Source organism: Escherichia sp. Lx600-2 (assembly GCF_036662595.1).
Taxonomy (GTDB): Bacteria; Pseudomonadota; Gammaproteobacteria; order Enterobacterales; family Enterobacteriaceae; genus Escherichia; species Escherichia coli.
Genome location: NZ_JAYQWM010000002.1, coordinates 88908 through 106726 on the forward strand (window position 1 = coordinate 88908; position 17819 = coordinate 106726).

A 17819-nucleotide genomic window follows, 5' to 3' on the forward strand; every position below is an offset into this window, starting at 1 on the left:
GGCGTCAAACTCTCAAAAGAGAATGAGTTTTATTTTTGTTTGTCTTTGATTAAGTTGGCGTACACGTGGCACATAACGCAAAAGGGCAGGGGCTGATCCTCGACAATGTTTCTGCCGGGTATCACAAGAAAATCATTGTTGATGGTGTTTCTTTCTCCGTTCCCACAGAAAAAATGACCGTTCTGGTTGGGGCAAACGGCTGTGGAAAGTCGACGTTGCTCAGCACCATTGCACGTATCTTGCAACCCATGGGCGGCTCAATATTGCTGGATGGTAAAGCGATTCACGAGCAACCAACGAAAGCGTTATCCCGTAGACTTGGGATCTTGCCGCAGTCGCCATTATTGCCGGAGGGCTTAACCGTTTATGAACTGGTGTCGCGTGGGCGTTTTCCCTGGCAAAATTTCATACGTCAATGGAGCGACGCCGACGAGCAGGCGGTAGAAGAGGCCCTGAAATTAACCGGTACGCAGGAGTTTGCTCATTTACCTGTTGAAAAACTCTCTGGTGGGCAGCGCCAGCGTTGCTGGATTGCGATGGTGTTGGCGCAAAAGACGCCTTATATCCTACTGGATGAACCCACAACCTGGCTTGATTTACGTTATCAGGTTGAAATTCTTGAGTTATTACATGATTTAACGCGTCATCACGGGCGTACAGTCGTCGTGGTGTTGCATGATCTGAATTTTGCCGTCAATTATGGTGATACGTTGATATTTTTACGCCAGGGGAAAGTGGTGCGTGTGTTGAATGAGGGGGAGCATTGCACGCCTGAGCTGGTAAAAGCTGTCTTTGACGTTGATGTTCACGCATCAATAAATACTCTGACGGGAAAGCCGTTCTTCATGCCGTTTCGTGGTGTAGAAAAAGTATGATGCGCACAGGGCTGGTTACTGTAATTTTCCTCGCCTTACTGCTTGTGGGATGCGTGGTATATCCAGGGATTGGTGCCCGATTTATTGCACCACAAACGGTGTTGCAGGCATTTCTTCATTTTGAACCGCAAAACTTCGATCACAACGTAATTGTAAGACTCCGTTTGCCGCGTTTAGCGGCAGCATTGCTTACCGGTGCTTCTCTTGGAGTTGCTGGTGCTTTGTTGCAGGCTGTCATTCGTAACCCATTGGGGGAGCCACATATTTTAGGCTTAAATGCCGGAGCCGCTCTTGCTGTCGTTGCTGCCAGTGCGCTTGGGCTGGCCTTTCCGGTTGGACGCCCACTGCTGGCATCTACGGGCGGCGCGTTATTGTTCCTGTTGATATTGCTGCTTTCCTCCGCAGGGCGTTCAGGGTTAACGCCAATGAAAGTTACTTTATGCGGCGTGGCGCTATCGGCGTTCGTGTCCTCAATAACGGCTGCAATCCTGATTCTTGACGAACAAACACTGCTGGCGATGCGGACATGGCTAGCAGGTGATTTAGCGGGGCAGGATTGGGCTACGCTGGGTACGTCCGCCTGGTTTTCTCTGGGGGGGGTTGTGTTAGCCATTTACCTTGCGCCCTCTCTTAACATGTTGGCACTGGGTGATCGCATGGCGCAGGGGCTGGGCGTCTCGGTACTCCGCACGCGAACATTCACTCTGCTTGCGATCGCGTTGCTCTGTGGCGCAGCCGTATCGATTGCTGGCCCCATTGGTTTTGTCGGTCTGCTAGTACCGCAGATTGTCAGGCGTCTGGTATCAGCGGATCTGCGCGTTCTGCTCCCTCTTTCAGCTTGTGTCGGCGCGCTTTTGTTATTACTGGCAGATATTATTGCTCGGACGCTTTTCACGCCCCATGAGTTAGCGACCGGTGTCATGACGGCGTTAGTTGGTGCGCCTGTTTTTGTCATTATGGCGACGAGGATGTTCAAATGATTCGGATAATGAACGTCGGGCTACGTCCACTACGTGTTGGTAAGTTTTCGACACTGGTACGCCCTAAAAATCTGGTGTTGCTTGGTGGGCTGTTTCTGTTTGCGGTTGGAATACTGATATTCGGTCTGATGCATGGTTCTTTTTCTGTCCCGGCATCGGAAGTAGGACGAGCGTTGTTTGCTCCAGAAAACGTAAGCACAGACGCACGTTATATTGTGCAGGATATTCGCTTGCCGAGAGTCATCATGGCATTGCTATGCGGAGCCATGTTAGGTATGGCGGGGGCCTCGATGCAATCCATTGCGCGTAACGGCCTTGCCGATCCTGGTTTAATCGGCGTCAAAGAAGGATGTAGCGTGGCGGTGCTGTGGCTGATTTTCCAGTTTCCAATGCTGGGAATGTTCTGGCGTCCAGTGGCTGGTCTTGCTGGTGGCTTGTTGGTGGCTTTAATCGTGATTTTTTGTGCACGCGAAATTTCCCGCCCGCGATTTGTTCTGATTGGTATTGGTGTTTCCTGGTTTTTCGCCGCCGGTATCGGTGTATTTATGACCACTGCAGATGTTCGAGATGTACAAACTGCATTGATGTGGTTATCGGGAAGCCTGCATGCAGCAAACTGGATGTTAGTCGGTATTTCAGCCTGTTGGATGTTGCCAGCCGCTCTTTTATTGCTGTTCACCGCCAGGACGGCGGATATCGCTCTGCTTGGTCATCAGGTTGCAACCGGGTTAGGGGTGAATAGTTCTCGTCTGGCGTTGTTACGTGTCGCCGCACCAATAATCCTGACAGCCGTCTGCGTTTCGTGTGTTGGTAACATCGGTTTTGTCGGATTGATAGCACCCCATATATCACGTTTTATTCTACGTGGCGGGCAGACGACATTACTGCTGGGGAGCGCCGTATCGGGGGCGTTGTTAGTCATCCTGGCGGATAGCATTGGTCGTTTGGCTTTTTTGCCTTTGCAACTGCCTGCCGGAATCATTATTTCATTGATTGGTGGACCATTCTTTTTGCTACTGCTCTGGCAGCGCAGGAACAGTTTTTAATGGGAGTTATATGCGTTTATTTTTTTCTCTGCTGATACTGTTGTCATTCTTTGCCCGCGCGACAGAACCTGTTCAGGTCTTTACTGATGATTTAGGGCGCAAAGTCACTGTTCCTGCTCATCCAAAGAGAATTGTCTCTTTACACGATCTTGATATCACTATTCCTCTGATTGAGCTCGGTGTACCTCCTGTCGCCAGCCACGGGCGAACTCGGCCTGACGGTAGCCATTTCATTCGATCAGGCGCGTTATTGACAGGTGTCGACTTTGATAATTCATTGATCGCTTTTATTGGCACCGCTGATATTGATATTGAAGCGATTGTGGCGGCAAAGCCTGACCTGATCATCACAGAACCGACCCGTAATACGCCCATTGAACAACTGGAAAAAATTGCGCCCACGGTGAGCATTGATCATCTCAAAGGAGGCGCGCCAGAAATCTACCGCAAGCTGGCAGAACTGACAGGAACGCAGTCGCAGCTGGCGATACTTGAACGCCGCTATCAGGCACAAATCAATGCGCTGAAGGCGACGCTGGACAGCCAAAAAATAACGGTATCGGTGATTCAGGCAAATCAGGGAAAAATTAATGTGATGCATAGCTATCATTCGCTGGGGCGGGTATTACGCGATGCTGGTTTTCGCTTTCCGCCGCTGATTGAGAGCATTCCTGAAGGTGGGCGAATGGATGTGAGCGCAGAGCGTTTACCTGAACTGGATGCCGATTTTGTTTTTGCAACCTGGCGCGGTGACAACGGTGGTAAACCTCAGGATGAGCTGGCAGCAATGGAAAAAGTCATGCCGGGATGGTGTCAGTTTCTGACGGCCTGTCGTTCCGGGCGTTATGTGCTGATTTCTCGTGAAGAGGCAATTTCTAACTCCTTTGCATCTCTGGGGCTGATGGCTGCGCAGATACAATCACAAATTGCGGGGCGACCTTTACCGGAGGCCAAATGATTCAGAAAGACAAAACGCGGGTTGATATTTATGGTGAGCGTTTTCGCACTCGCGCGAGTCAGTTAACGCCTGGGTTAAGAGCTGTCGCCAGCTATATTAATGAGCATCGTGAAGTGGTACTCGAGCAAACGGCGATGGAAATTGCGGCCACGTTGAACACTTCCGATGCCACAGTTATCAGGGCTATACAGGCTCTGGGGTTTGCCGGGCTGCGTGATCTGAAACGCACTCTGGAACAGTGGCTTGGTCCAGCCCTTAGTTCCAGCGAAAAGATGTCTACGACGGTGAGTAACTTGACGAGCGATGTTAACACCGCAATCGACTTTGTTCTTGAAGGGCATTTGTATACCTGTAATGTCCTGTCAGAGCCTGAAAACCGCCACGCGCTTGCGCAAGCTGTAGCGTTGTTGGTACAGGCACGGCAAGTCGCAATTTTTGGCATTGGCGCTTCGGGTATTCTGGCGGACTATACCGCACGACTATTCAACCGCATAGGTTTGCCTGCCACGGCACTAAACCGTACGGGTATTGGCCTTGCCGAGCAACTGATCGCGCTTCAACGTGGCGATGTTCTGATCATGATGGCGCAAAAATCTGCGCACCGGGAAGGGCTGACAACGCTGCGTGAAGCGAGACGGCTGGGGATCCCTGTTATTTTGCTGACAAACGCGCTGGATTCACGTTTTAGCAAAGACGCCAGTATCGTGATTCATGTTCCGCGCGGGGATGAAAAGGGGAAAACGCCACTACATGGTACGGTATTGTTGTGCCTGGAAATGATTGTCTGGTCGGTGGCTTCCGCGGTGCCGCAGCGTGCGGTTAAAACCATTAAGCGAATTAACGATTTCCATCGGGGGCTGAAAACGGGAAGAAAGAATGGCTAATCTGACCTGAGGCCGGTAGCAACACCGGCCTCTTTTCAGGAATGTTAAATCCCCGGTTGCAGAATACGGATATTCATCTCCAGCACGTCGCCTTTTACGGCTTCGCTGTACGCCTTCATGTGCGGGGTTTGCAGATGCGCTTCAAGATGCGCGATGCTTTCCCACTGCTCAATCATCACGATAGAATCCGGTGCCATAGACTGGAAACTCACGCCAGCAGCGCAATCCACCATTGGCGCATAGCCGTGGCAACCTTCTTCTTTCAGTACGGTTGGAACGATTTTAGCAAACTGATCCAATACCGCCTGACGGTGATGTTGACCAGGACGAGTACGGATTTCTGCGATTACGGTAAGCATGGTTAACTCCTTCTAAAGCCTGAGCTCTAGTTAACCAAAAATTTCCACAAGATGCTTGCGATATTCTTCAGTATAGCGGGGAACATCGGGCATTTTTATCACGTCATTAGCGATAAATGTCGGCAGCGGTTCCATGCCAAGGAATTGGTTTGCTTTATGGAACGGCAGATACACACCGTCAACGCCAACGCCGTGGAAGAACTGATCTTTTTCGGTGAAGGCTTCCATTGGTGCGTTCCAGGTCAGAGAAAGCATATATTTTTTGCCCTGTACCAGGCCGCCGGAACCGTATTTTTTTGACGGATCTTTGCGGGTACGGCCATCGCTGGCATACAGCGTCCCATGACCTTCGGTGAATACATCATCAATATATTTTTTCACTGTCCACGGCGCGCCCATCCACCAGCCTGGCATCTGCCAGATCACCACATCAGCCCAGAGAAAGTTTTGTACTTCCGCTTTGACATCGTAGTCGCTGTCAGCGCGAACGATGCGGACATCATGCCCGAGGTCGCGCAGTGTGCCATCCGCGACTTCGGTCAGGGTGTCGTTCAGTTGACCATTGGAGTGGGCGAATTTTTTCGCGCCGTTGATAATCAGGATGTTGCTCATTTTTTAACCTCAAGGTGAGACGTTTGCCGACTATAGTACGTCACAGAGCGGTACGGTGAAATTAGCAAAATGTGCAAAGTCTTTTGCGAATTTAGCAAAAGTCTTACCCTTACCAGCTTACTTTCGCCTCAAATCCACCTTGTTCCGCATTCCCAAACTCAACATTCATGCCATGCAGCTTGGCGATTCGCTGGACAATCGATAGCCCAAGTCCACTGCCGGTAGCGGTTTGTCCGGGTGGGCGATAGAAGCGTTCGCCAATTCGCGCCAGTGCCTCTGGTGTCACACCGGGGCCGTTATCCCTCACGATGAAATTATCGGCATTCAGCGTGACGTCCAGCACGCTGCCCTGTGGACTGTAACGCACGGCGTTATCCAGCAAATTTCGCACCAACAAACTTAGCAATAGCGGTTGCCCGGTGCGTTTGATGCTGTGGGCATTGAGTGTCAGTCGCACGTCAATTTTCGCCTGCTGCGCCGTGTGGTAAATATCCATCACCGACGATTGCAGGAGATCTTCAAGCGGGATCTCCGCGACGTCCTGAAGGTTATCCAGTGAGTCCAGCCGCGATAGCGTGAGCAGTTGATCAACCAGACGAGTAGCGCGATCGATCCCAGAATGTAATTGGAGCAGTGCTTTTTTCCGCGCCTGCGGATCATCGTCAGAGAGCTGCGCAACTTCGGTTTGCACTTTCAGCGCCGTTAACGGGCTACGAAGTTCGTGAGCTGCGTCAGAGGTAAAGCGTCGTTCACGAACCATCATCGCATGTGTGCGGGCGAACAGTTGATTCAACGACTCAACCAGTGGACGCACTTCGCTGGGTACGCCAGTCGCGTCTAGTGGTTTTTCCGAGTCAGGGTCACGCATACGTAGTGCCAGCGCCAGTTTGTTCAGCGGCGCGAGTTCACGACCCAGTAGTACCATCATGATGATTAACATAATCGGCAGTGCGACCAGCCACGGGATCAATTGCCCGGCAACAATCGCCAGCGCCATGTCTTCACGGTATTCCCATTCCTGACCAACAACGATGCGATATTTGCCATCAGGTGAGGTCATCCAGACAAAACGCCAGGGATCGTCTTCACCGACCAGTTGCCCGTCAGCAAAACCTTCCCGTTGATAGCTATAGGGAATATCTTCTCCGTTATCGCCATCATTAAGGACCATTCTGCCGTCGTGGGTAAAGATGGCAAAGGTCAGCGCATCGTCATCAACATGACCGTGTTTTAATTTATTTGGCGTCTGTGCCATGCGATCCGCCGCGTTGATTTCGTTGAGATCGAGCGTACTTAACCGCTTGGCAAACAGCATCAGTTGGGTGTCGAACAACTCATCGACGTTATCCGTTGTTTGTTTCCAGGCGACAAAGCTGGAAAGCAGCCAGGTCACCGAGGCCAGAATTAAAAAGATTAGCGTCAGCCTGACACGTAGACTAAGACGTTGGGTAAATTTCATTTCTCACCTAATGTGTAGCCAATACCATGCACGGTACGAATAAAATCACTGCCGAGTTTGCGTCGCAGATGATGCACATGCACTTCAACGGCATTACTGGTGACCTCTTCGTCCCAGGTATACAGTTTCTCTTCAATCAGTTTGCGCGGCAGTACCCGACCAGCGTTACGCATCAGTAATTCCAGCAGAGCAAATTCTTTTGGTTTCAGTATTAAGGGTTCGCCAGCCAGCGTGGCGATACGTTTGCCGGGGTCGAGCATGACGTTACCGTGGCGCAGCTCGTTGCTGGCCTGGCCGTTGGTTCGGCGCATCAGAGCTTCCAGCCTGGCGGCGACTTCTATCAACGCAAAAGGTTTACACAGATAATCGTCAGCTCCCAGACGCAGCCCTTCTACACGTTCCTCCAGCGCATCGCGCGCGGTCAGGATCAGTACCGGCTCACGCTGACCTTTTTCTCGCCATTCGCGCAAAATATCGCGACCATCCATGCCTGGTAAGGTTAAATCCAGGATCACCGCATCATAAGGTGCGCTATAAAGCGCCTCTTTTCCCTGACAACCTTGTGTAAACCAGTCGACGCTAAAACCCATTTTACTAAGGCCCGTTTTGATGCCGTCGCCAATCAGCATGTCATCTTCTATCAGTAAAATTCGCATTTTTTCATCCCTGCGATAACCGTATTTGCTGCCAGTAAACCGTGTTGTAACGCGCTCTGTACAGCACTAAATTTTATTTTTTTCCCTTAAGAAGTTGTTAAGGACTATCTTGTTAAATGCTCGGAAACAGACATTAAAGGGAGTAATAAACATGAAAAAATTCGCAGCAGTAATCGCAGTAATGGCCCTGTGCAGCGCACCGGTGATGGCAGCAGAGCAGGGCGGTTTTTCTGGCCCATCGGCAACGCAAAGTCAGGCCGGAGGATTCCAGGGGCCGAACGGCAGCGTAACTACTGTAGAAAGCGCAAAATCCCTGCGTGACGACACCTGGGTAACCCTGCGCGGCAATATCGTTGAACGCATCTCTGACGATCTCTACGTGTTCAAAGATGCCAGCGGTACTATCAATGTTGATATCGACCACAAACGCTGGAACGGCGTGACGGTGACGCCGAAAGATACGGTTGAGATTCAGGGTGAAGTCGATAAAGACTGGAATTCTGTTGAAATTGACGTCAAACAGATCCGCAAAGTAAATCCGTAATTGTTACCGCTCCCGGGATGCGTTCCCGGGAATAATTTCGCAGGGAGGCAAAATGACAAACCTGACACTGGATGTAAACATTATCGATTTCCCATCAATCCCTGTGGCGATGTTGCCGCACCGCTGTAGCCCTGAGTTGCTCAACTACAGCGTGGCGAAATTTATCATGTGGCGTAAAGAGACGGGGCTTTCTCCAGTTAACTAAAGCCAGACTTTTGGCGTCGCCTGGGACGACCCTGCCACCACCGCACCAGAAGCGTTTCGCTTTGATATCTGCGGCAGCGTTAGCGAACCGATTCCCGATAATCGTTATGGTGTGAGTAATGGTGAACTTACCGGTGGACGTTATGCCGTGGCCCGCCACGTTGGCGAGCTGGACGATATTTCACACACGATATGGGGCATTATTCGCCACTGGCTGCCTGCAAGCGGCGAGAAAATGCGTAAAGCACCGATTCTGTTTCACTACACCAATCTTGCCGAAGGGGTGACGGAGCAGCGACTGGAAACGGATGTTTATGTGCCGTTAGCGTGATGGGGAATCTTTACCGGAGTGTGAGCCAAATCACTCGCGATAAGTTTGAGCGAACAATGCCACAGGCGTATTGTTGTTCGGCTTATAATTTCTCCGGTAAGGAATACCATGTATACGCGAAATTTATTATGGCTGGTCAGCCTGGTAAGTGCGGCTCCTCTCTACGCTGCTGACGTTCCCACCAACACACCGCTCGCTCCGCAACAAGTCTTTCGTTACAACAATCATAGCGACCCAGGTACGCTCGACCCGCAAAAGGTGGAGGAGAATACTGCCGCGCAGATTGTGCTGGATCTGTTTGAAGGTCTGGTATGGATGGACGGTGAAGGCCAGGTGCAGCCCGCTCAGGCTGAACGCTGGGAGATACTGGACGGCGGCAGGCGCTATATTTTCCATCTGCGTAGCGGTTTGCAGTGGTCAGACGGTCAGCCTCTGACGGCAGAGGATTTTGTCCTCGGCTGGCAGCGCGCGGTTGACCCGAAAACGGCAAGCCCTTTTGCTGGCTATCTGGCACAGGCGCACATTAACAATGCCGCGGCTATTGTTGCGGGTAAAGCAGATGTTACATCGCTGGGTGTCAAAGCGACGGATGATCGTACTCTTGAAGTTACGCTTGAGCAGCCGGTTCCTTGGTTCACGACGATGCTCGCCTGGCCGACGCTGTTCCCGGTTCCTCATCATGTCATCGCTAAACATGGCGATAGCTGAAGTAAGCCAGAGAACATGGTTTACAACGGTGCCTTTGTGCTTGATCAGTGGGTAGTTAACGAAAAGATTACTGCACGCAAAAATCCAAAGTACCGCGATGCGCAACATACAGTATTGCAACAGGTTGAGTATCTGGCGCTGGATAATTCGGTCACCGGCTATAACCGCTATCGCGCGGGAGAGGTCGATCTCACCTGGGTTCCGGCGCAGCAAATTCCCGCCATTGAAAAATCACTGCCTGGCGAGCTACGAATTATTCCGCATCTGAACAGCGAATATTACAACTTCAACCTTGAGAAACCGCCATTTAACGATGTGCGAGTGCGTCGGACGCTATATCTTACGGTTGATCGACAGCTTATTGCGCAAAAGGTACTGGGGTTGAGGACGCCCGCAACCACGCTGACGCCGCCAGAGGTAAAAGGCTTTAGCGTGACGACGTTCGATGAACTGCAAAAGCCAATGAGTGAGCGCGTCGCGATGGCAAAAGCCTTGCTGAAACAGGCGGGATACGACGCCTCTCATCCGCTACGCTTTGAGCTGTTCTACAACAAGTACGATCTGCATGAAAAGACCGCGATAGCGTTGTCTTCCGAATGGAAAAAATGGCTGGGTGCACAGGTGACGCTGCGCACAATGGAGTGGAAAACCTATCTTGATGCCCGACGAGCCGGTGATTTCATGCTGTCTCGGCAGTCGTGGGATGCGACGTACAATGATGCTTCCAGCTTCCTGAACACGCTCAAAAGCGATAGTGAAGAAAACGTCGGTCACTGGAAAAATGCGCAGTATGACGCCTTACTAAACCAGGCCACGCAGATCACTGATGCGACAAAGCGTAATGCGTTGTATCAGCAGGCAGAAGTGATCATCAACCAACGGGCACCGCTGATTCCTATCTACTATCAGCCGTTAATCAAACTGCTTAAACCCTACGTTGGCGGTTTTCCGCTGCATAATCCCCAGGATTATGTCTACAGCAAAGAGTTGTATATCAAGGCACATTGATGCCTTTATCGCCGTCGGAGCACGTCCGGCGGCGCTATTCACGCTGATCTCCTGTGACTCGACGCGGCAGATAATGTAGTATCTCCGGCAATATTGCCCCTTTGAAGGCTGGCGAATAAGTTGAGGAATCAGAATTAATGAGCGATATGGCAGAGCGCCTTGCGCTACATGAATTTACGGAAAACGCCTACTTAAACTACTCCATGTACGTGATCATGGACCGTGCGTTGCCGTTTATTGGTGATGGTCTGAAACCTGTTCAGCGCCGCATTGTGTATGCGATGTCTGAACTGGGCCTGAATGCCAGCGCCAAATTTAAAAAATCGGCCCGTACCGTCGGTGACGTACTGGGTAAATACCATCCGCACGGCGATAGCGCCTGTTATGAAGCGATGGTCCTGATGGCGCAGCCGTTCTCTTACCGTTATCCGCTGGTTGATGGTCAGGGGAACTGGGGCGCGCCGGACGATCCGAAATCGTTCGCGGCAATGCGTTACACCGAATCCCGGTTGTCGAAATATTCCGAGCTGCTATTGAGCGAGCTGGGGCAGGGGACGGCTGACTGGGTGCCAAACTTCGACGGCACTTTGCAGGAGCCGAAAATGCTACCTGCCCGTCTGCCAAACATTTTGCTTAACGGCACCACCGGAATTGCCGTCGGCATGGCGACCGATATTCCACCGCATAACCTGCGTGAAGTGGCTCAGGCGGCAATCGCATTAATTGACCAGCCGAAAACCACGCTCGATCAGCTGCTGGATATCGTGCAGGGGCCGGATTATCCGACTGAAGCGGAAATTATCACTTCGCGCGCCGAGATCCGTAAAATCTACGAGAACGGACGTGGTTCAGTGCGTATGCGCGCGGTGTGGAAGAAAGAAGATGGCGCGGTGGTTATCAGCGCATTGCCGCATCAGGTTTCAGGTGCGCGCGTACTGGAGCAAATTGCTGCGCAAATGCGCAACAAAAAGCTGCCGATGGTTGACGATCTGCGCGATGAATCTGACCACGAGAACCCGACCCGTCTGGTGATTGTGCCGCGTTCCAACCGCGTGGATATGGATCAGGTGATGAACCACCTCTTCGCTACCACCGATCTGGAAAAGAGCTATCGCATTAACCTCAATATGATCGGTCTGGATGGTCGTCCGGCGGTGAAAAACCTGCTGGAAATCCTCTCCGAATGGCTGGTGTTCCGCCGCGATACCGTGCGCCGCCGACTGAACTATCGTCTGGAGAAAGTCCTCAAGCGCCTGCATATCCTCGAAGGTTTGCTGGTGGCGTTTCTCAATATCGACGAAGTGATTGAGATCATTCGTAATGAAGATGAACCGAAACCGGCGCTGATGTCGCGGTTTGGCCTTACGGAAACCCAGGCGGAAGCGATCCTCGAACTGAAACTGCGTCATCTTGCCAAACTGGAAGAGATGAAGATTCGTGGTGAGCAGAGTGAGCTGGAAAAAGAGCGCGACCAGTTGCAGGGCATTTTGGCTTCCGAGCGTAAAATGAATAACCTGCTGAAGAAAGAACTGCAGGCAGACGCGCAAGCCTACGGTGACGATCGTCGTTCGCCGTTGCAGGAACGCGAAGAAGCGAAAGCGATGAGCGAGCACGACATGCTGCCGTCTGAACCTGTCACCATTGTGCTGTCGCAGATGGGCTGGGTACGCAGCGCTAAAGGCCATGATATCGACGCGCCGGGCCTGAATTATAAAGCGGGTGATAGCTTCAAAGCGGCGGTGAAAGGTAAGAGCAACCAACCGGTAGTGTTTGTTGATTCCACCGGTCGTAGCTATGCCATCGACCCGATTACGCTGCCGTCGGCGCGTGGTCAGGGCGAGCCGCTCACCGGCAAATTAACGTTGCCGCCTGGGGCGACCGTTGACCATATGCTGATGGAAAGCGACGATCAGAAACTGCTGATGGCTTCCGATGCGGGTTACGGTTTCGTCTGCACCTTTAACGATCTGGTGGCGCGTAACCGTGCAGGTAAGGCTTTGATCACCTTACCGGAAAATGCCCATGTTATGCCGCCGGTGGTGATTGAAGATGCTTCCGATATGCTGCTGGCAATCACTCAGGCAGGCCGTATGTTGATGTTCCCGGTAAGTGATCTGCCGCAGCTGTCGAAGGGCAAAGGCAACAAGATTATCAACATTCCATCGGCAGAAGCCGCGCGTGGCGAGGATGGTCTGGCGCAACTGTACGTTCTGCCGCCGCAAAGCACGCTGACCATTCATGTTGGGAAACGCAAAATTAAACTGCGTCCGGAAGAGCTACAGAAAGTCACTGGCGAACGTGGACGCCGCGGTACGTTGATGCGCGGTTTGCAGCGTATCGATCGTGTTGAGATCGACTCTCCTCGCCGTGCCAGCAGCGGTGATAGCGAAGAGTAATATGCCGGGGAGGGCGCTGTTTCCTCCCGCTTGCAAGGAACGCCGGATGAAACGTTAAGTCGTCATCCGGCAGCGTATTCAACCCCCGGAAACGATAAAAATTCCCTTGAAACCGTTGTTTATTCATGCGTTGCGATTAACAATACGCTTTTCCAGAGAGCGGCTTTTAACAATGCCCTAACCTGATTTCAGGTGACGTACAATGCCAGTCTCTCAGACCTTCAGAGGGTGTTATGCTATATATCTTTCGTCTTATTATTACCGTGATTTACAGCATCTTAGTCTGTGTATTCGGCTCCATTTACTGCCTTTTCAGCCCGCGTAACCCGAAACATGTGGCCACCTTTGGGCATATGTTTGGTCGTCTTGCGCCGCTGTTCGGCCTGAAAGTTGAGTGCCGCAAACCTGCAGATGCTGAAAGCTACGGCAATGCTATCTATATCGCTAACCACCAGAACAACTATGACATGGTGACAGCATCGAACATTGTGCAACCGCCGACGGTGACGGTAGGTAAAAAGAGCTTGCTGTGGATCCCCTTCTTCGGGCAGTTGTACTGGTTAACCGGCAACTTATTGATCGACAGAAACAATCGCACTAAAGCTCACGGCACTATTGCGGAAGTAGTGAATCATTTCAAAAAACGCCGTATTTCCATTTGGATGTTCCCGGAAGGTACCCGCAGCCGTGGTCGCGGCCTGCTACCGTTCAAGACCGGGGCATTTCACGCGGCAATTGCGGCGGGCGTCCCGATTATTCCCGTGTGCGTCTCTACAACTTCGAATAAGATTAATCTTAATCGACTGCACAACGGTCTGGTGATTGTCGAAATGCTGCCGCCAATTGATGTCAGTCAGTATGGCAAAGATCAGGTTCGTGAGCTGGCTGCCCATTGTCGTTCGATAATGGAACAAAAAATCGCCGAGCTCGATAAAGAAGTCGCAGAGCGCGAAGCCGCCGGAAAAGTTTAAGTCGGCAATCTGTATTTTTGCGGGGAACACCTTCCTGCACGGTATTACTTTAGCCAGTTTTACATGGAGCAAATATGTCACTCAGTCGGCGTCAGTTCATTCAGGCATCGGGGATTGCACTTTGTGCAGGCGCTGTTCCCCTGAAGGCCAGCGCAGCCGGGCAACAGCAACCGCTACCCGTTCCGCCGCTACTTGAATCTCGCCGTGGGCAACCGCTGTTTATGACTGTACAACGTGCGCACTGGTCATTTACGCCAGGGACACGCGCGTCGGCCTGGGGAATCAATGGTCGTTACCTGGGGCCGACTATCCGCGTCTGGAAGGGCGATGATGTTAAGCTTATTTACAGCAACCGCCTGACAGAAAATGTCTCAATGACGGTGGCCGGGCTACAGGTACCAGGCCCGCTGATGGGCGGTCCGGCACGGATGATGTCGCCAAACGCTGACTGGGCACCCGTACTGCCTATTCGCCAGAACGCAGCTACTCTGTGGTATCACGCCAATACTCCCAACCGCACGGCTCAGCAGGTCTATAACGGCCTTGCCGGAATGTGGCTGGTGGAAGATGAAGTCAGCAAGTCGCTGCCTATCCCCAACCATTATGGTGTGGATGATTTTCCGGTCATTATCCAGGATAAACGGCTGGATAACTTTGGTACGCCAGAATACAACGAACCGGGAAGCGGCGGCTTTGTTGGTGATACGCTGCTGGTTAACGGTGTACAAAGCCCGTACGTTGAAGTCTCGCGTGGCTGGGTGCGCTTGCGACTGCTGAACGCGTCGAACTCTCGTCGCTATCAACTACAGATGAGCGATGGTCGCCCGTTACATGTGATTTCTGGCGATCAGGGATTCCTGCCTGCTCCTGTATCGGTGAAGCAACTTTCGCTGGCACCGGGCGAGCGCCGCGAGATTCTGGTGGATATGAGCAACGGTGATGAAGTGTCGATCACCTGTGGCGAAGCGGCGAGCATTGTTGATCGTATTCGTGGCTTCTTTGAGCCATCCAGCATTCTGGTTTCTACCCTGGTGCTAACGCTGCGCCCAACCGGCCTTCTGCCGCTGGTCACAGACAGTCTTCCGATGCGCTTGCTGCCAACTGAAATCATGGCCGGTTCGCCGATTCGCAGTCGCGATATCAGTCTGGGTGATGACCCGGGTATTAATGGACAACTGTGGGACGTCAACCGTATTGATGTCACCGCGCAGCAAGGAACGTGGGAACGCTGGACGGTACGCGCGGACGAGCCGCAAGCGTTCCATATTGAAGGCGTGATGTTCCAGATCCGTAACGTGAATGGTGCGATGCCGTTCCCGGAAGACAGAGGCTGGAAAGATACCGTTTGGGTTGACGGACAAGTGGAGCTGCTTGTTTATTTCGGTCAGCCTTCCTGGGCGCACTTCCCGTTCTACTTCAACAGTCAGACGCTGGAAATGGCGGACCGTGGCTCGATTGGGCAACTGTTAGTCAATCCGGTACCGTAATCTTCATACTCGCCCGAGGAGGGCGAGTATGGAATACTTTTCGATTTCTCTTACGTTCCGGCTTATAATCCCCGGCCTTTGATTATTTTTTTATCATTTCTGGAAGCAAAATGAGCTCTATCTCCCTGATCCTACCGGATCGCGACCTGTTCTCCTGGCCGCAGTACTGGGCCGCCTGTTTTGGACCGGCACCGTTTTTGCCGATGTCTCGTGAAGAGATGGATCAACTTGGCTGGGATAGCTGCGACATCATTTTGGTTACTGGCGACGCGTATGTCGATCACCCAAGCTTCGGGATGGCGATTTGCGGTCGTATGCTGGAAGCACAGGGCTTTCGCGTTGGGATCATCGCTCAGCCAGACTGGAGCAGCAAAGACGATTTCATGCGTCTGGGTAAACCGAATCTGTTTTTCGGTGTTACTGCTGGCAACATGGATTCGATGATCAACCGTTATACCGCCGATCGCCGTTTACGTCATGACGATGCCTACACGCCGGATAACGTCGCGGGTAAGCGCCCGGATCGCGCCACACTGGTTTATACCCAGCGTTGTAAAGAGGCGTGGAAAGATGTACCGGTGATCCTCGGTGGTATTGAGGCTAGTCTGCGCCGTACCGCGCATTATGATTACTGGTCCGATACCGTGCGCCGTTCCGTGCTGGTGGATTCGAAAGCCGACATGCTGATGTTTGGTAACGGTGAGCGTCCGCTGGTGGAGGTGGCGCACCGTCTGGCGATGGGCGAGCCGATTAGTGAAATCCGCGATGTGCGTAATACCGCGATTATCGTGAAAGAGGCGCTGCCTGGCTGGAGCGGCGTGGATTCCACCCGTCTTGATACCCCTGGAAAAATCGACCCAATCCCGCATCCGTATGGTGAAGATTTGCCGTGCGCGGATAACAAACCGGTGGCACCGAAAAAGCAGGAAGCCAAAGCCGTAACCGTGCAGCCACCGCGCCCGAAACCGTGGGAAAAAACCTACGTGTTGCTGCCTTCTTTCGAGAAAGTGAAGGGCGATAAAGTGCTGTACGCCCATGCTTCGCGTATTCTGCACCACGAAACCAACCCAGGCTGTGCCCGCGCATTGATGCAAAAACACGGCGACCGCTATGTGTGGATCAACCCGCCTGCTATTCCGCTTTCTACCGAAGAGATGGACAGCGTTTTTGCGCTGCCGTACAAGCGCGTGCCGCATCCGGCCTATGGCAATGCCCGTATTCCGGCTTACGAAATGATCCGTTTCTCGGTCAACATTATGCGCGGCTGCTTTGGCGGCTGCTCTTTCTGTTCTATCACCGAGCACGAAGGGCGCATTATTCAGAGCCGTTCCGAAGATTCGATCATTAATGAGATCGAAGCGATCCGCGACACCGTTCCAGGTTTTACGGGCGTAATTTCCGATCTCGGTGGGCCAACTGCCAACATGTATATGTTGCGCTGCAAATCGCCACGCGCTGAACAAACCTGCCGTCGTTTGTCCTGCGTTTATCCGGATATTTGTCCGCATATGGACACTAACCACGAACCGACGATCAACCTCTATCGCCGCGCTCGCGATCTGAAAGGCATTAAAAAGATTCTGATTGCCTCAGGCGTACGTTATGACATCGCCGTGGAAGATCCGCGCTATATCAAAGAACTGGCGACCCATCACGTCGGCGGTTATCTGAAGATTGCTCCGGAACATACCGAAGAAGGGCCGTTGTCGAAGATGATGAAGCCGGGCATGGGCAGTTATGACCGCTTTAAAGAGCTGTTCGATACCTACTCGAAACAGGCAGGTAAAGAGCAGTATCTGATCCCCTATTTCATCTCCGCGCACCCCGGTACGCGTGATGAAGATATGGTGAATCTGGCGCTGTGGCTGAAAAAGCACCGCTTCCGCCTCGACCAGGTGCAGAACTTCTATCCGTCGCCGCTGGCGAACTCAACCACCATGTATTACACCGGGAAAAACCCGCTGGCGAAGATTGGTTATAAGAGCGAAGACGTCTTTGTACCGAAGGGTGACAAACAGCGTCGTTTGCATAAAGCGTTGTTGCGTTACCACGATCCGGCAAACTGGCCGTTAATCCGTCAGGCGCTGGAAGCGATGGGCAAAAAGCATCTGATTGGCAGCCGTCGCGATTGCTTAGTGCCTGCGCCAACCATTGAAGAGATGCGTGAGGCTCGTCGCCAGAACCGCAATACCCGTCCGGCGTTGACGAAACATACGCCGATGGCGACCCAGCGTCAGACGCCTGCTACGGCAAAAAAAGCGTCGTCTACGCAATCTCGTCCGGTGAATGCTGGTGCGAAGAAACGCCCTAAAGCGGCGGTTGGACGTTAAAAAAATCCCCG

General features: G+C 52.3%; 14 protein-coding genes and 2 pseudogenes. 12 read left to right on the forward strand and 4 right to left on the reverse strand.

Going from position 1 to position 17819, the window contains the following annotated elements:
• The first annotated feature begins 65 nt into the window (after nucleotides 1-65).
• Genes OQV04_RS01115 through OQV04_RS01135 form a run of 5 tightly spaced genes read left to right on the forward strand, consistent with a single transcriptional unit; the run spans nucleotide 66 to nucleotide 4743 of the window.
• A complete protein-coding gene (locus OQV04_RS01115; RefSeq protein ID WP_032222393.1) occupies nucleotides 66-875 on the forward strand; it encodes an ABC transporter ATP-binding protein in 810 nt (269 codons plus the stop codon).
• Nucleotides 872-1855, forward strand: coding sequence for a FecCD family ABC transporter permease (locus OQV04_RS01120; RefSeq protein WP_000986441.1), 984 nt, complete (start codon nucleotides 872-874; stop codon nucleotides 1853-1855). Before OQV04_RS01115 ends, OQV04_RS01120 begins: the two co-directional genes overlap by 4 nt.
• 8 nt (nucleotides 1856-1863) lie before the next feature.
• Entirely contained in the window at nucleotides 1864-2901 is a 1038-nt protein-coding gene (locus OQV04_RS01125; protein WP_032281639.1) for a FecCD family ABC transporter permease, read from the forward strand.
• A 10-nt stretch (nucleotides 2902-2911) separates the two neighbouring features.
• Nucleotides 2912-3859, forward strand: a complete 948-nt coding sequence (locus tag OQV04_RS01130) for an iron-siderophore ABC transporter substrate-binding protein (RefSeq protein WP_032281609.1) — start codon at nucleotides 2912-2914, stop codon at nucleotides 3857-3859.
• Nucleotides 3856-4743: a MurR/RpiR family transcriptional regulator gene (locus OQV04_RS01135; RefSeq protein ID WP_000614954.1), complete on the forward strand. Its 888-nt coding sequence runs from the start codon at nucleotides 3856-3858 to the stop codon at nucleotides 4741-4743. The genes OQV04_RS01130 and OQV04_RS01135 overlap by 4 nt, the downstream gene beginning before the upstream one ends.
• 44 nt (nucleotides 4744-4787) lie before the next feature.
• On the opposite strand, the gene OQV04_RS01140 is transcribed toward OQV04_RS01135, so the two are convergent.
• The 4 genes from OQV04_RS01140 to qseB form a co-directional block, all read right to left on the reverse strand.
• Complete coding sequence (locus OQV04_RS01140; RefSeq protein WP_000958598.1) at nucleotides 4788-5102, reverse strand: putative quinol monooxygenase; 315 nt, start codon at nucleotides 5100-5102, stop codon at nucleotides 4788-4790.
• Between the two features lie 30 nt (nucleotides 5103-5132).
• Nucleotides 5133-5714 (reverse strand): NADPH:quinone oxidoreductase MdaB, encoded by a 582-nt coding sequence (mdaB, locus tag OQV04_RS01145; protein WP_000065430.1) that lies wholly within the window; start codon nucleotides 5712-5714, stop codon nucleotides 5133-5135.
• Nucleotides 5715-5823: 109 nt separating this feature from the next.
• On the reverse strand, nucleotides 5824-7173 hold the full coding sequence (gene qseC, locus OQV04_RS01150) for a quorum sensing histidine kinase QseC (protein ID WP_032281608.1): 1350 nt from the start codon (nucleotides 7171-7173) through the stop codon (nucleotides 5824-5826).
• Nucleotides 7170-7829 (reverse strand): quorum sensing response regulator transcription factor QseB, encoded by a 660-nt coding sequence (qseB, locus tag OQV04_RS01155; protein WP_021574775.1) that lies wholly within the window; start codon nucleotides 7827-7829, stop codon nucleotides 7170-7172. The genes qseC and qseB overlap by 4 nt, the downstream gene beginning before the upstream one ends.
• A 151-nt stretch (nucleotides 7830-7980) precedes the next feature.
• On the opposite strand from qseB, the gene ygiW reads away from it, so the two are divergent.
• The 7 genes and pseudogenes from ygiW to OQV04_RS01190 all read left to right on the forward strand — a co-directional run bounded on the left by ygiW (nucleotide 7981) and on the right by OQV04_RS01190 (nucleotide 17808).
• On the forward strand, nucleotides 7981-8373 hold the full coding sequence (ygiW, locus tag OQV04_RS01160; protein ID WP_000712658.1) for an OB fold stress tolerance protein YgiW: 393 nt from the start codon (nucleotides 7981-7983) through the stop codon (nucleotides 8371-8373).
• Between the two features lie 52 nt (nucleotides 8374-8425).
• A pseudogene (locus tag OQV04_RS01165) lies at nucleotides 8426-8908 on the forward strand (AraC family transcriptional regulator).
• 108 nt (nucleotides 8909-9016) lie between these two features.
• Nucleotides 9017-10624: pseudogene (locus tag OQV04_RS01170) on the forward strand (ABC transporter substrate-binding protein).
• A 137-nt stretch (nucleotides 10625-10761) separates the two neighbouring features.
• Nucleotides 10762-13020, forward strand: a complete 2259-nt coding sequence (gene parC / locus OQV04_RS01175) for a DNA topoisomerase IV subunit A (RefSeq protein ID WP_001281881.1) — start codon at nucleotides 10762-10764, stop codon at nucleotides 13018-13020.
• A gap of 233 nt (nucleotides 13021-13253) precedes the next feature.
• Complete coding sequence (gene plsC, locus OQV04_RS01180; protein WP_000965712.1) at nucleotides 13254-13991, forward strand: 1-acylglycerol-3-phosphate O-acyltransferase; 738 nt, start codon at nucleotides 13254-13256, stop codon at nucleotides 13989-13991.
• A gap of 74 nt (nucleotides 13992-14065) precedes the next feature.
• Entirely contained in the window at nucleotides 14066-15478 is a 1413-nt protein-coding gene (gene ftsP / locus OQV04_RS01185) for a cell division protein FtsP (protein ID WP_032281606.1), read from the forward strand.
• 110 nt (nucleotides 15479-15588) lie between these two features.
• Nucleotides 15589-17808, forward strand: a complete 2220-nt coding sequence (locus OQV04_RS01190) for a YgiQ family radical SAM protein (RefSeq protein WP_032281605.1) — start codon at nucleotides 15589-15591, stop codon at nucleotides 17806-17808.
• The last annotated feature ends 11 nt before the right edge of the window (nucleotides 17809-17819 follow it).

Bases quoted from the DNA above. Each gene is read 5' to 3' on its own strand.
- OQV04_RS01120 (WP_000986441.1), top strand. From the start codon at position 872: ATGATGCGCACAGGGCTGGTTACTGTAATTTTCCTCGCCTTACTGCTT.
- OQV04_RS01125 (WP_032281639.1), top strand. From the start codon at position 1,864: ATGAACGTCGGGCTACGTCCACTACGTGTTGGTAAGTTTTCGACACTG.
- OQV04_RS01130 (WP_032281609.1), top strand. From the start codon at position 2,912: ATGCGTTTATTTTTTTCTCTGCTGATACTGTTGTCATTCTTTGCCCGC.
- OQV04_RS01135 (WP_000614954.1), top strand. From the start codon at position 3,856: ATGATTCAGAAAGACAAAACGCGGGTTGATATTTATGGTGAGCGTTTT.
- OQV04_RS01140 (WP_000958598.1), bottom strand. From the start codon at position 5,102: ATGCTTACCGTAATCGCAGAAATCCGTACTCGTCCTGGTCAACATCAC.
- mdaB (WP_000065430.1), bottom strand. From the start codon at position 5,714: ATGAGCAACATCCTGATTATCAACGGCGCGAAAAAATTCGCCCACTCC.
- qseC (WP_032281608.1), bottom strand. From the start codon at position 7,173: ATGAAATTTACCCAACGTCTTAGTCTACGTGTCAGGCTGACGCTAATC.
- qseB (WP_021574775.1), bottom strand. From the start codon at position 7,829: ATGCGAATTTTACTGATAGAAGATGACATGCTGATTGGCGACGGCATC.
- ygiW (WP_000712658.1), top strand. From the start codon at position 7,981: ATGAAAAAATTCGCAGCAGTAATCGCAGTAATGGCCCTGTGCAGCGCA.
- parC (WP_001281881.1), top strand. From the start codon at position 10,762: ATGAGCGATATGGCAGAGCGCCTTGCGCTACATGAATTTACGGAAAAC.
- plsC (WP_000965712.1), top strand. From the start codon at position 13,254: ATGCTATATATCTTTCGTCTTATTATTACCGTGATTTACAGCATCTTA.
- ftsP (WP_032281606.1), top strand. From the start codon at position 14,066: ATGTCACTCAGTCGGCGTCAGTTCATTCAGGCATCGGGGATTGCACTT.
- OQV04_RS01190 (WP_032281605.1), top strand. From the start codon at position 15,589: ATGAGCTCTATCTCCCTGATCCTACCGGATCGCGACCTGTTCTCCTGG.